A 12327-nucleotide genomic window follows, 5' to 3' on the forward strand; every position below is an offset into this window, starting at 1 on the left:
CGCGCCTGGCTCATCTACCCCCTTCACTTTTCTGAGGGCCCCCTAGCGGGGTCATGGGTCGCCCCCTTTTCGGGGCGGGCCGCATCCTAGCGGCCTTCAGCCCGCGTCGCCGCGGGCACATCCCCTCCTCGCGCCGCGCGTGGCACCCACCCACAGCCCCCTTGACCGGGGTGGGAACTGGCGACTCTCAATACTCCACCTGGTTAAGGGGGCTTATCTCCTTTTCGCTTTAAAGGCTGAAAGTGGAAACGGGACTTCTTTGCCTGAGCGTTTTTACGGCTAAGTTGCGTCGCTGGGTATTACTATCGTTGTCTCTGTTCGCCTTAACCCCCTTTTCTTCAGCTCCTCGTAGGCATCCAGGAGTCTTCCGTACTCTTCTGATGCGTACAGCACCTTCCCCTCCTCTAGCGCGTCCACGATCAGCGGGTTGCACTTCTTGAGCATGGCGAGTGCCTTCTCCAGCGTGTAGGGGTGCGGCTCAACCTCTATCGGTATATCTCCCAGCGCTTCAAGTACCCTGCCGACCCTGTCCAGGTACTTTTCCTTGAAGTCTGATATGATTAGCAGGTCAAAGTCGCTCCAGGGCTTCCAGTCGCCCTCGCTCTTGACCCAAACAGTAAGACGGCTTTGGCGCCGAACTCCCTCCGGAGCCTTTCCACGACCTCTTCCAGCTCTCTCTCAACCCCCGCAGCGTATCACCTTCTCCGCGTACTCTAGTACTTTCCTAGCGGCCTCTAAAGCTCTCCGCGAGCTCTCTTCGTCGTATGCCTCATGAGTAGTTCCAGCCGGGTGTGCGTTCGGGTACCTGGCCGCGCCTGGCACATCGATTCCTTCACTGATCCGGGGCCCCCTCTTCGGGGTACTCATGGGCTCCGCGCCTTCGGTCCGCCCCGCCAACCTGCGCCCACTAGGGGCTGTGCGGCAGGGCTGCCTCAGGCGCCACAACACCTTAACGAGTCCCGTCAGCTCGAGCCGCCTGGCGACGCTCTCCCAGACCTCCGCTTACCTCGACTATCATGGCTAAGCGCGCGAGGAGGGTTATAAGCGTTCACAGAGGCTGTGGCTGATGGGAGCCGAGGAGGCATGTAGGTGTTGCTCGGCCACCCACCAGCAACCCCCTCTCTAGTCCGCTCGAAGCGAGGGAATTAATGGGTCGAAAACGGGAAGAAAAGGGAGAAGGGTTAAAAGACTATCAGTACGCGTCGTAAGCTTTAAGCGCGTTGGCCGCGCTTTTTCCTCTAAAAGGTGTGCTTGCAGGTGGGTGGGAAGAGAAGGGGGGTGCTGCTCGCCGCTTTGGTGGGGGCTGTTGTAGCTTTTGCGCTGGGCTACCTCTACTGGTACGGCTTCAGGGCTCCAGGTGAGGCTGTGAAGCCTGAGGTGGTGGGTGTTGAGCTTTCGTGGGGTGGGGTGAACGACAGCGTGACCGAGGTGCTGGCTAGGGTTGTGGTCTACAACCCAAACCCTTTCCAGATAGAGGTCAAGAGGGTGACATTCGACTTGTACATGAACGGCTTAAGGGTGGGGTCAGGTGAGTGTGGAGGTTACGCTTTGGCTGGCAGAGGGAACACTACGATAACTCTGAGGGGCTTCCTGGACAACGAGAAGATTCCGGAGTGGTTTGTATCTCACGTGTCGCGGGGGGAGAGGACGGAGATCAGGGTAAGTGGAGTGGCTGTCATAGACTTGAAGCTAGCGGAGGCCTCCTACCCGTTCGACAAGGAGTTCACCTTCAAGACGGACCTCCTCTCGGGGCTGAACGTGACGGAGCCCCAGGAGGTATCGCTGGGGCCGCTGGTGCTGTTTCTGAAGGAGCTCGAGACCAGATGGGGTAGCGTGGGACCCGAAGGGGTCGAGGTGAACCACAAGCTTGTGCTGTTTAACCCTCAGCCGCTCCCCATCCCTCTGCCTGTGATCGAGTACAAGGTGTACGTGAATGGCGTGGAGGTGGGAGAGGGCTCGACGCGAAGAATCGTCGTGCTGAGCCCAGGGAAGGACACCGTGCTACTCTTCACAACGAGCCTGAACCCACGCGCCCTCATCAGGTGGTGGGTGACGCATATCAGGAACGGGGAGCGGACGAGGCTCGTAGTGGAGGCTTACTCTACGGTAGAGGTGGCGGGGGAGAAGTACAGCTTCGAGGTGTACAGGCTGGAAAAGCTCATCGAGACAAATATACTTGGAGGGCTCCGCCCCTGAGCTCCGGGCACTTTTCTCTGCCCGCTTAGGGCTTGAGTCCCGGTGGTAGCCTGCTGGGACTTGCCTGAGAACCGCGAAGAGGTTCTCGCCGACGAGGCGCGGCTGTTCAGGTGCGGGTGTTGCGTTTTCAATTCAGCTCACCGCAGGGCCCCTGGGCTGCGAAGGTTTTTATTTTTCCACGTTGATGGGGGTACGTGGGTGTCTTGGTTTGGACGGCTTCTCGGATGTGGTGTCCCTGCTGTTCTGGCTCTTGATGCTGTACGTTTTCGTCAACCCGCAGTTGGCGATGAGGGCGCTAACTAACGCGAGGATGAGGGTCATAAGGCGTATCGAGGAGAGGTACGGCTGGAGGGTTGTGACGCTTATCCACAGGCAGGAGACGGTGAGCTTCTTCGGGATACCGGTGTACAGGTACATAGACGTGGACGACTCCGAGGCCGTTATAAGGGCTATAAGGTCCACTCCGCCCGACATGCCGATAGCGCTGATCCTGCACACCCCCGGTGGACTCGTCCTGGCCGCGGCGCAGATCGCGATGGCCTTGAAGAGGCACCCTGCCCGTAAGATCGTCATCGTCCCGCACTACGCGATGAGCGGCGGCACCCTGATCGCCCTCGCGGCTGATGAGATATACATGGACCCGGACGCCGTCCTCGGGCCCCTCGACCCGCAGATCCAGACGCAGATGGGGGTTCTGCCGGCGCCGAGCATCGTGAGAGTTGCGAGGGAGCGGGGGGACAAGGCGTCGGACGAGATGCTGGTGTACGCCGACATAGCCGAGAAGGCGCTCAGGGAGGTTCAGGGCATAATAGTCTCTCTGCTCGACGGGAAAATGCCCAGGGAGAAGGCCCTCGAGGTCGCGAAGAAGCTGACCGAGGGCGGATACACCCACGACTACCCCATAACCGTGGAGGAGGCCAGGAGCATGGGGCTTCCCGTAAGGACGGACGTGCCGCCGGAGGTGTACGCGCTGATGGAGCTTTACCCGCAGACACACCAGCAAAGGCCGGGCGTTGAGTACATACAGAGACCCCTATACCCCGCTAGGGCGGGAACGGAGCGCCCTCAGCGTTAAAGCGCTACCGGCACCCTTTCTCTCCACCCCCTACAGCCCCCTATGCGGCTCTCTACACAAAATATCAGGTTTTTGAGCTTGGCGCTGTTTTTCCCTTACTCGTCGGCTTGGCAACTGGGACCTACCCCCGCTAGGCTTATTAATTTTTTAAGCCGTAGCAACTACTAGCTAGCAGGGCTATGGCTTCGCTCAGAGAGGAGTTCCTGAAGCTACTGGAGGAGGATCGAGAGTTCCGGTACGCTGTGGCAGGCTACCTTGGGGTGCTCGAGCTCCTCAAGAGGCTGGACGCATTGGCTGAGGAGCAGGAAAAAATCTGGAAGGAAATCAAAGGCATCAGGGAGGAGATTAAGGCTATCAGGGAGGAGCAGAAAATGCTTAGGGAAGACTTTAACAGGGCTATTCGGGCTTTGGACAGGAGGCTTGTGAGAGTGGAGCGCACCCTTGAGAAGCTCACGGTAGACATAGAGGAGGAGGCGAGGTCAATCATCAGGCACAGGCTTAAGGCTGAGCTGGGCTTAGACGTAGAGCTCGCCCCCCTCGTCCTCCCAGAGCTGGAGGTCGACGTCTACGGCGTGTCCGGCGATGTGTGCGTCGTTGGCGAGGTAGCGGTTAGGAGCGGGCTGGGTGAGCTGCGCAGGCTCCTGAAGAAGCTCGAGCTCCTGAAGAGCAGGTACCCGGAGAAACTGAGGCCTAAAACGATACTGGTCATCTACACTTCCCTCGCGCTACCGGAGCTCGTCGAGGAGGCAAAGGCGAAGAACGTGTGGGTTTTGAAGGCGACGCAGGACTACTACAAGCCGGACTTCGCAAAAACGCCCGGAGACCCATAGCTCTCCCCCCAGCACGGCGTGACCGCGTCGCAGCAGGTGAAAGTGCATTTCAGTTAGCGAAACCAGTGTTGGTTTGACTGCTTTCAAATCGGCGAACAGCTTCACTCATCGATATCCTGCTCGCAGGAAGGTTTAATAGCGAGGCCCAAGCAGTAAGTAATGGAGATGCTCGAACTAAGGGCGCGTGTGTCGCTGGAGGACGTGGAGGAGGCTAGGAGGGTTAGGAGGGAGTGTGCTGACTGGGTTTTTATCGAGAGGCAGCCGCCCAGGGTTAGGGCGGCCCTGAGGTACTACGTCGAGACGGGAGACATGTACGTGGCTTCAAGGATAGCGGGTTTAACTGTCGAGGAGTTTAACGAGCTCAGAGTGAGGGCTAGGATACCGAATGTCGGCTAGGTTCGCGATAGCTGATACATGCTTTGTAATCGACTGGGCCCGCTTTCGGCACAGGGATCTAATCTTCAGGGTTTTCAGCACCGTTTTTGTACCCGAGTCAGTTCTAAGGGAGATAAAATCCGAGAACACCGTCGAGTGGGTTGCCTCCTCCCTCGCCGCAGGAGGGATGTCTGTGTACACGGAAACACCAGACGAGCTCGAGGAGGCTAGGAGGCTCGTGGAAGAGTCGAGGAGGCTTAGGTTAGCTGTGCCCGTGGACCTGCCCGAGGCCCTCTGCTTGGTGGTTGGGAGAAGGAGGGGCTACACTGTACTGACAGAGAACAAGGGTGCAATAATGGCCGTGGACTTCCTGGAGCCCTACGCGAGCGTCATCGTCTGGAGGGCCCTCGAGCTTCTCGTCGCGGCGGTGAGGGAGAGCGCGCTCAAAGTGGACTGCGCAGAGGTAGGCGCGCTCTTCGAAGCCTACGAGGCTGATACGGGGCACTTCTTCCCAAGGAGAGATTTAGCCAGGGCACTGGAGCTGGTGAGGGGTGAGGTCTGTGGGTGAAAGTAGTATAGAGGAGAAGAAAAGGAAGTGGGCTGAGCTCGAGGAGGAGGCTAGGAGGGTTAGGAGGGAGTGTGCTGACTGGGTTTTTATCGAGAGGCAGCCGCCCAGGGTTAGGGCGGCCCTGAGGTACTACGTCGAGACGGGAGACATCAGGAGGGCCGCGCTGTTCGCGGGGCTCGACTTAGAGGACTTCCGGGAGCTCCTCAGGAAGGCGAAGATACCGGTAGTTGTGTAGCACGCGGCCCGGCTCCGAAAGCCTTGAGCCTCAGTGATTACGGAGAAAAATGCGCGACGCGCCTCATGCTCCGCTACCGCTAACCGCTACGTTAACTGCTCTTTCTCAGAACCTGCACCACATTGCAACCCTACAGGGCTCTCAGGCCGGGGATCGGCACTTCACTGCATCTTACGCGCTTTGAGAACATCCGCGACCTCAGGGTTCACCGGGAATCTAGGAGCCTCGCCATGTAGGACTCTGAGTATCTCCTCTGCCGCTGTGACCGCAAGTCTCACTCTGCACTCAACGGTGTTTGAAGCTATGTGAGGGGTCATTGTTAAGTTTACATCGTCGCCTAGCGTCAAGAGGGGGTCGTCGGGCGGGAGGGGTTCGCGCTCGAAAACATCGAGTCCTGCGCCGGCGATCCAGCCCTCCCTTAGGGCTTTGGCAAGGGCTTGCGTGTCGATGATGGCGCCGCGGGAGGTGTTGACGAGTATTGCTGTGGGCTTCATCATCCGCAGCTCTCTCTCGCCGATCATGTGGTATGTCTCCGGGGTTAGTGGCACGTGAAGTGTCACGAAGTCAGACTCCCTGAGCAGGTCCTCTAAGATGCGGAATTCGATGCCCAGCTCTCTCTCAGCGTCCTCTCTCCTCACCTTGTCGTAGTAAATCACCCTCATTCCAAAGCCTTTAGCTCTCCTCGCCACAGCCTGGCCGATTCTCCCAAGCCCGATGATCCCAAGGGTCTTTCCCCAAACGTCGAAGCCCATGAAGAGGAAAGGGTTCCTGGATACCCACTTCCCCGACTTAATGTACTGCGTAGCTAGGTGGACTTTCCTCGCAAGGCACAGCAGGTGAGCAAAAGCCATGTCAGCCACAGTCTCAGAGCTAACCGGGGCTATTGTAACCCAGATTCCACGCTGGGTCGCCGCTTGCACGTCAACGTTATCATAGCCTATGCCGTGCCTAGCTATCACCCTCAGCTTTCCCGCACTCTCGATAACTCTACTAGTGACGGGCTCCACGTTCAAGGAGACGAGAAGGCCGTCAGCCTCCCTAACCGCCTCGATCAGCTCCTCCTCGGTTCTAGGGGGTTCACTGAAGACGAAGACTTCAGCCTCCCTCTCGAGCAACCTGATACCCTCCTCGCGGATAGGCGCCGTCACAACAACCCTGTACCTCCCCCTCCCATAGCCGCCGAAAGCACTCACAACGATGAACTCTATAAGCTTGCCACCTAACCTGTAAGCTTATTCCTTAAGGCAAGCCTCACCGGCGTGGTAGCCCCTCCTTACGCCTTAAAAAGCCATCAAATTATCTTGTCGTTTTAAGGTACCTCTTTAAGCCCGCCACGGCAACAAGCTTCGAAGACTTGAGCCCGCGCCTGAACTCCTCAAGCTGCTCCTCGTAGTCGAAGAAGTTGGTTTTGCTGGTTTTGGGCTCGGGGTCGAAGTAGCCCAAAGTTACTCCCCTAACTAATAACCATTTCCCCTAGCGGAATCTGCAGCTGTGCAAGGAGAATTATTTGTGCTTTTTGTAGAAAGGTATTTATGGCGAAAACCTTTCCTGGGTATCCTGATGGTTCGCGAGGCAAAGCTAAAGGTCGTCAACAAGAGCGGTCTTCACGCTAGGCCGGCGGCCGTGTTTGTCCAGACCGCCAAGAGCTTCTCCTCGAAAATCGTTGTGAGGAAGGGGGGCAGGTCTGCCGACTCGAAGAACATCCTCCAGCTCCTCTCCCTCGGGGTGGACATGGGGGACGAGATCGAGATCGTCGCTGACGGCCCCGACGAGGATAAAGCGATCGAGCAACTTACCAAGCTACTGCTGGAGGTCCTGCCCGAGCAGGACAAGTAGGCTACTCGTAGAACGTTACCCCGCTTTTCTCGAGGATCTTCCTGGACCACTCTCTGACCTCGCTGGCCCTCTCCGCTGCCTCCAGGAGCTCTGCCAGGCTTTCCTCGAGCTTTTCCAGCCTAAGCCTCCTCACAACGTACTTCACCTTCCCCACGAACTGTGGGGCGACGCTGAGGCTCTCCACGCCCAAGCCTAGGAGCACGGGCACGGCCAGCGGCCTAGAAGCCATCTCCCCGCAGACCTCCACCTCTGCCTTGCCCTTCACCTGCTTGACAGCCTGTGCTATCAGCCGCAGTGCAGCCGGGTTGAGCTCGTCGTAGAGGTACGCTACGAGGCTGTTGCCCCTGTCCGCGGCCATCACGTACTGAGTTAGGTCGTTTGTGCCGAAGCTTATGAAGCTCAAACCCCCTCTCGCAACCAGGCTCCCAGCGAGGAGCGCGCTCGACGGGGTCTCAACCATCACTCCCAGCTCGAGCACCCCTGTCTTCGCGCCGGAAGCCTCGAGCCTCTCCCTCTCCTCCTCGACGATCTTTCTGAACTCCTCAACCTCCTCCACTGCGCTGACCATTGGCAGCATGAGCCTGAGCCTGCCGTGGGCGGAGGCTCTGAGCAAGGCCCTAACCAGGGGCACGAGGAGCTCATCCCTGTACTTGAACAGCAGCCTCGTACCCCTCAAGCCGAGCTGGGGGTTCTGCTCCCGCGGGAGCTCCAGGAACGGGACGGGCTTGTCTCCCCCGATGTCCGGCGCCCTCACGGTGAGCGGCTTCCCGCCCACGAGCTGGACCGACCTGGAGAACAGCTGGTAGAGCTCGTCCTCGCTGGGCGGGGACGTGCGGGCCATGTACGCGAACTCCACCCTGAACAGCCCCACGCCTCCGCAGCCGTACTGGTCGAGTATCCGCAGTTCCTCGAAGTTTCCGACGTTGCAGTAGACTTTAACCCTGCGGCCGTCAAGGGTCAGAGCCTCGAGCCCCGCCTCGCTGGCGAAAACCTCGAGGAGCTGGCTGTACTGCCTTGCCAGCCTCTCGTACCTCTCCAGCTCCCCGCTCGAAGGGTTCAGGATCAGGTAGCCTTCAAGCGCGTCCACCACTGCCTGGGAGCCCTCGCTGACGGCCTCCAGGTTCAGAGCGCTGGCTATGAGGTACGGTATGCCCTTGAGCCGGGCCAGGATAGCCACGTGCGACGTAACACCCCCGCTCCTGGTCACAAGCCCTTTAAGCCCTTGGCTAGTCATCTCGAGGAACTCTATCGGGTCCACCTCCTCACCCACAGCCACCTCCCAGCCCCCTGCAGCCCGCCCACCTTCAAGGCCCTGGAGCAGGGTCACGAGCCTTGAGGCAAGGTCCCGGAGGTCCTGGGCCCTAAGCGCGAAGAGCTCGCTACCCTGTTTGAGCATCTCGCTGTACTTCTCGTAAACCCTTCTCACGGCGTAGACCGCCGAGTACCCCTGCGAGACCAGCTCCAGCGCCTCGGACACCAGGGACTCGAGGATCAGTAGCTGCGCCTCCACGACCTCCTGCTCCTGCCTAGGCAGTAGCCCCTTCAGCGTGCTAAGCTTCCCAGCCAGGACCTCCCCAGCCCTCCTCAGCTTCTCTGCCTCAGCCCCCGCGTCAGATGCCTTGGCCTCAATGGGAACGCTCAGAAAGTCAGTCTTCCTCAGCACGCTCACCTTGCCTATGGCTATCCCAGGCGAGGCCACTAACCCTTTTAGGCGCATCGAGAGAATTCAAACACGCACAGAAAAAAGGTTACTACTCACTACTAAATTTAAATTTTTTAATTGCCGAATATTCCTGAGGTAAGCGCTACGAGGCTGAGCCTGGCGGGGTAGCCTGTGTTTCGGAAGCCGAAGGCCTTGCTGAGGGGGCTTTGCTCGAATATCCCTTCCTCAACTCCCCACCAGCCCGCTGAGAGCCTGGGAAGGTATGAGTGGAACACCTGAGGAAGCAAGGGGAACTAAAAAAGTGGTATCGCTACCTCTGCAATAGAATGCAAAAGCCACCCCTACCCACGACCTTGTCCGAGGAACCTCCGGTAGCGTTCGAGTTGACTTTCTCGTAGAACAACTCGGCTACCTCGTCGTGCACATGAAACCTTTGACTTCAGTGATAGTTAAGGGTTATTGCTCGCGGCACGTCGGAGCTACAATGTGTTGTTACAGAAAGTTTTTCCGCGCGCCGGCTGAGGTTAAGACGTATGAGGGTTATAGTTAAGGGAGGCAGAGTCCTAACCCCATTTCTGGACCTCGGGGAGATGGACGTGGCTATCGAGTCCGGAGTCATTGTTGAGGTCGGCGAGAACCTGTCGGGGGACAAGACCATAGACGCCTCCGGCCTAACCGTCGCGCCGGGCTTCATAGACACGCACTTCCACGGCTACGGCGGCGTGGACTTCACCCTCGCCAGCTCCGAGGACGTTCTCCGGGTCGCCAAGCACGTGGCGAGGCACGGGGTCACGTGCTTCCTAGCATCCCTCGTTGCGGCCCCCCACGACGTGCTCCTCAAAGCCTCGTCCGAGGTGGCGAAGGCCATTGAGAGCCAGAAGCCCGGCTCAGGCTCCAGGGTGCTCGGGCTACACCTCGAGGGACCCTACCTCAACCCCAATATGAGGGGCGCCATGGACCCGCGCTTCTTCCGGCAGCCATCCATCGAGGAGTTCACGGAGTACTACAGCGCCTCCAGGGGGCACCTCAAGCAGATCACGGTGGCGCCCGAGCTGCCCGGAGCCACAGAGCTCGTAAGGCGCGCCGCCGGGATGGGCGTCACCGTGAGCCTCGGCCACACGGACGCCACCTACGATCAGGCTGTGAAAGCGGTGCTGGCCGGCGCGTCGAAGGCTAACCACATCTTCAACCAGATGCGGCACTTCCATCACCGCGAGCCGGGAGTAGCCTTCGCCCTGCTCGAGCAGCCGAACGTGTTCATCGAGATGATCTCCGACCTTATACACCTCCACCCCTCGACCGTCAGGCTCGTCGCTAGGCTCGCAGGCCCCTCCAGAACGGTCCTCATCACCGACGCTGTTGCCGCTACAGGCCTGCCGGACGGCGAGTACACCTTAGGGGGGCTGAAGATAGTGGTCAAGGGCGGCGTCTCGAGGCTCGCCGACACGGGGGCGCTCGCGGGGAGCACGCTCACGATGGACAGGGCTGTCAAAAACATGGTCAGGCTCGGCTTCAGCCTCGCCGACGCCGTGAGAATGGCCTCAACAACGCCAGCGGCGAGCATAGGGCTAGGTGGGAAGCTCGGCGTCGTGGCGCCCGGCTACCCCGGGGACCTCGTGCTTCTCGACGATGAGCTCCGCGTAGTCAAGACCATCGTTGGGGGAGTGGAGGTATACGGTGGCTGACGAATGGGCGGCATCCTCGGGGCTGTAGCGAGGGGCAGAGCCAACGTAGTGCCCAGCGTAGTGGAGGGCCTGAAGAGGATGCGCTTCAAGGGGTATGACAGCGCTGGAGTCGCGGTGGTCGAGGAGGGCGTGCTGAGCGTTTACAAGGACGTGGGCTGGGTGGACTACGTGGCCGAGAAGCTGGGCCTGCTCAAGCTGTCCAGCAGCGTCGCGCTCGGTCAGACGCGCTACGCCACGCACGGCAGGCCGACAACGGAGAACGCGCACCCCTTCGCGGACTGCAGGCAGAGAGTCGCGGTGGCCGGCGACGGGGCGATCAGCAACTACGAGAAGCTCAAGGACATGGTTGTCATGAGCGGCCACAAGCTGCAGTCGAGGAGCGACTTCGAGGTGCCTGCCCACGTGCTGGAGGAGGAGCTTGAGAGGGACAGGGGCTTCGTGGAGGCGCTCCAAGCGCTCCAGGGCATCCTTGAGGGCTTCTACGCGATCGCGGTCCTAGACAGGGACTCTGAGTGCATCGGAGCCTTCGCAAGCTCGCTGCCCCTCTACGTAGGCATATCGGGCGAAGCCTTCTACGTCACCAACACCCTGACAGCCCTGCACGGCCTTGCGGACAGCTACATCCAGGTTGAGCCCAGCGAGCTCGTGCTCGTCTGTAGGGGTGGGGTTAAGGTGTACCGGCAAGGGGCTGAAGCCCAGCTGAAGCCCCCGAGCAGGTTGGAGGTCGACCCAGCACTGGTGGACAAGGGGGGCTTCAGGCACCATATGCTCCGCGAGATCTACGAGGTCCCATACGCGCTTCTCAGGACGCTGAGCACGGTCCAGGAGAAGTACCTCCAGCTCGCCGCCCGCCTTGTCCTCGGCGCTGAAAGCGTCTACATCATAGCAAACGGGACCAGCCTGCACGCAGGGATGGTGGCGTCATACTACCTCTCGGAGCTGGTCGGCGTGAGCCCCGTTGTGACCAGTGCCGCCGAGTTCCCGCTCTACTACGTCGAGAATATTGGGCCGGGCAGCCTGGTCGTAGCGATATCGCAGTCAGGCGAGACGGGCGACGTGCTCTCCTCCCTTTACGAGGCGAAGCTCAGGGGCTCCACCATCCTCGGCGTCACCAACTACATAGGCTCGAGGCTCGCAAGGCTGTCGAATGTCTACCTGCCTATAGCCGCGGGCCCCGAGCTCGCCGTCCCCGCCACCAAGACCTTCACCTCGACCCTCCTCCTGCTCTACCTGATCTCGCTCAGGGCGTCCAGGGAGTCCGGGAGGACGGACGCCGGCACGCACGCGCAGAAAGTCTCCTCCGTCAAGGCGGCTGCAACCGCCCTCGCGGAGTACCTCCCCAGGATAGACGAGGAGACGAAGCAGGCCGTCAGGCTCTTGAAGGGCTGCAGGGGAGGCTACGTGGTTTCCAGGGGGATCACGTACCCACTGGCACTCGAGGCTGCCCTGAAGCTCAAGGAAGCCTCCTACTTCCACGCCGAGGGTGTTGAAGCCGGAGAGTTCAAGCACGGCCCCTTCGTGCTCGTCGAGGACGGCTTCTTCACGGGCTTCATAATGCCTGTCGAGAGGCTCTCCGCCGAGGCCACCTACCCGCTGATACAGTCAGCCATCGAAGCGGGGGCGTCCACCGTGGTCGTCGGGTTCGAGGGCGATGGGAGGCTGGCGCAACTCAGCGGTGAGAAGCTGGCCGTCATCCACGCTCCCCCAGCCGAGAGGCACCTCGCGCCAATAATCTACGCGGTTCCGCTCCAGCTGCTTGCGTACAGGCTTGGGGTAGAGCTCGGGAGACCCATCGACGCGCCCCGCTACCTGACTAAAGCGGTGACGAGGTAGCGGTGGCCCTCAGGGCGTAAAGGCTTTCATC

General features: G+C 60.1%; 15 protein-coding genes. 9 read left to right on the top strand and 6 right to left on the bottom strand.

Annotated features, from left to right (window positions below):
* Window positions 1-279 precede the first annotated feature (279 nt).
* Together ACNO7C_RS00345 and ACNO7C_RS00350 are read right to left on the bottom strand one after the other, a co-directional pair.
* The gene (locus ACNO7C_RS00345) at window positions 280-444 is read right to left on the bottom strand and encodes a hypothetical protein (RefSeq protein WP_460025054.1); all 165 of its coding nucleotides are present in this window, start codon (window positions 442-444) and stop codon (window positions 280-282) included.
* A gap of 234 nt (window positions 445-678) precedes the next feature.
* Window positions 679-867 (bottom strand): hypothetical protein, encoded by a 189-nt coding sequence (locus ACNO7C_RS00350; RefSeq protein ID WP_460025055.1) that lies wholly within the window; start codon window positions 865-867, stop codon window positions 679-681.
* A 390-nt stretch (window positions 868-1257) separates the two neighbouring features.
* On the opposite strand from ACNO7C_RS00350, the gene ACNO7C_RS00355 reads away from it, so the two are divergent.
* From ACNO7C_RS00355 to ACNO7C_RS00380, 6 genes are all read left to right on the top strand, one after another.
* A complete protein-coding gene (locus ACNO7C_RS00355) occupies window positions 1258-2196 on the top strand; it encodes an LEA/WHy family protein (RefSeq protein ID WP_460025056.1) in 939 nt (312 codons plus the stop codon).
* A 208-nt stretch (window positions 2197-2404) separates the two neighbouring features.
* Complete coding sequence (locus ACNO7C_RS00360) at window positions 2405-3271, top strand: SDH family Clp fold serine proteinase (RefSeq protein ID WP_318536946.1); 867 nt, start codon at window positions 2405-2407, stop codon at window positions 3269-3271.
* Window positions 3272-3450: 179 nt separating this feature from the next.
* The gene (locus ACNO7C_RS00365) at window positions 3451-4101 is read left to right on the top strand and encodes a hypothetical protein (RefSeq protein WP_460025057.1); all 651 of its coding nucleotides are present in this window, start codon (window positions 3451-3453) and stop codon (window positions 4099-4101) included.
* 159 nt (window positions 4102-4260) lie between these two features.
* On the top strand, window positions 4261-4497 hold the full coding sequence (locus ACNO7C_RS00370; RefSeq protein WP_460025058.1) for a hypothetical protein: 237 nt from the start codon (window positions 4261-4263) through the stop codon (window positions 4495-4497).
* Window positions 4487-5044 carry a hypothetical protein gene (locus tag ACNO7C_RS00375; RefSeq protein ID WP_460025059.1) on the top strand — a complete coding sequence of 186 codons (558 nt, stop codon included), beginning with the start codon at window positions 4487-4489 and terminating at the stop codon, window positions 5042-5044. Before ACNO7C_RS00370 ends, ACNO7C_RS00375 begins: the two co-directional genes overlap by 11 nt.
* The gene (locus ACNO7C_RS00380) at window positions 5037-5279 is read left to right on the top strand and encodes a hypothetical protein (RefSeq protein WP_460025060.1); all 243 of its coding nucleotides are present in this window, start codon (window positions 5037-5039) and stop codon (window positions 5277-5279) included. The genes ACNO7C_RS00375 and ACNO7C_RS00380 overlap by 8 nt, the downstream gene beginning before the upstream one ends.
* Window positions 5280-5440: 161 nt before the next feature.
* Here ACNO7C_RS00380 and ACNO7C_RS00385 read toward each other — a convergent pair whose 3' ends face one another.
* Both ACNO7C_RS00385 and ACNO7C_RS00390 read right to left on the bottom strand, forming a co-directional pair.
* A complete protein-coding gene (locus ACNO7C_RS00385; protein ID WP_460025061.1) occupies window positions 5441-6472 on the bottom strand; it encodes a 2-hydroxyacid dehydrogenase in 1032 nt (343 codons plus the stop codon).
* Window positions 6473-6575: 103 nt separating this feature from the next.
* The gene (locus ACNO7C_RS00390) at window positions 6576-6722 is read right to left on the bottom strand and encodes a hypothetical protein (protein ID WP_460025062.1); all 147 of its coding nucleotides are present in this window, start codon (window positions 6720-6722) and stop codon (window positions 6576-6578) included.
* 117 nt (window positions 6723-6839) lie between these two features.
* On the opposite strand from ACNO7C_RS00390, the gene ACNO7C_RS00395 reads away from it, so the two are divergent.
* Window positions 6840-7115 (top strand): HPr family phosphocarrier protein, encoded by a 276-nt coding sequence (locus ACNO7C_RS00395; protein WP_460025063.1) that lies wholly within the window; start codon window positions 6840-6842, stop codon window positions 7113-7115.
* Window position 7116: 1 nt separating this feature from the next.
* Here the strand turns inward: ACNO7C_RS00395 and ptsP are convergent, their stop codons facing one another.
* Complete coding sequence (gene ptsP / locus ACNO7C_RS00400) at window positions 7117-8832, bottom strand: phosphoenolpyruvate--protein phosphotransferase (protein WP_460025064.1); 1716 nt, start codon at window positions 8830-8832, stop codon at window positions 7117-7119.
* A gap of 59 nt (window positions 8833-8891) precedes the next feature.
* Window positions 8892-9053: a hypothetical protein gene (locus ACNO7C_RS00405; RefSeq protein ID WP_318536959.1), complete on the bottom strand. Its 162-nt coding sequence runs from the start codon at window positions 9051-9053 to the stop codon at window positions 8892-8894.
* Window positions 9054-9311: 258 nt separating this feature from the next.
* On the opposite strand from ACNO7C_RS00405, the gene nagA reads away from it, so the two are divergent.
* Together nagA and glmS are read left to right on the top strand one after the other, a co-directional pair.
* The gene (nagA, locus tag ACNO7C_RS00410) at window positions 9312-10463 is read left to right on the top strand and encodes an N-acetylglucosamine-6-phosphate deacetylase (RefSeq protein ID WP_460025065.1); all 1152 of its coding nucleotides are present in this window, start codon (window positions 9312-9314) and stop codon (window positions 10461-10463) included.
* A 3-nt stretch (window positions 10464-10466) separates the two neighbouring features.
* A complete protein-coding gene (gene glmS, locus ACNO7C_RS00415) occupies window positions 10467-12296 on the top strand; it encodes a glutamine--fructose-6-phosphate transaminase (isomerizing) (RefSeq protein ID WP_460025066.1) in 1830 nt (609 codons plus the stop codon).
* Window positions 12297-12327: the final 31 nt, after the last annotated feature.

The sequence above is a fragment of the Infirmifilum tikiterense genome, assembly GCF_054696565.1.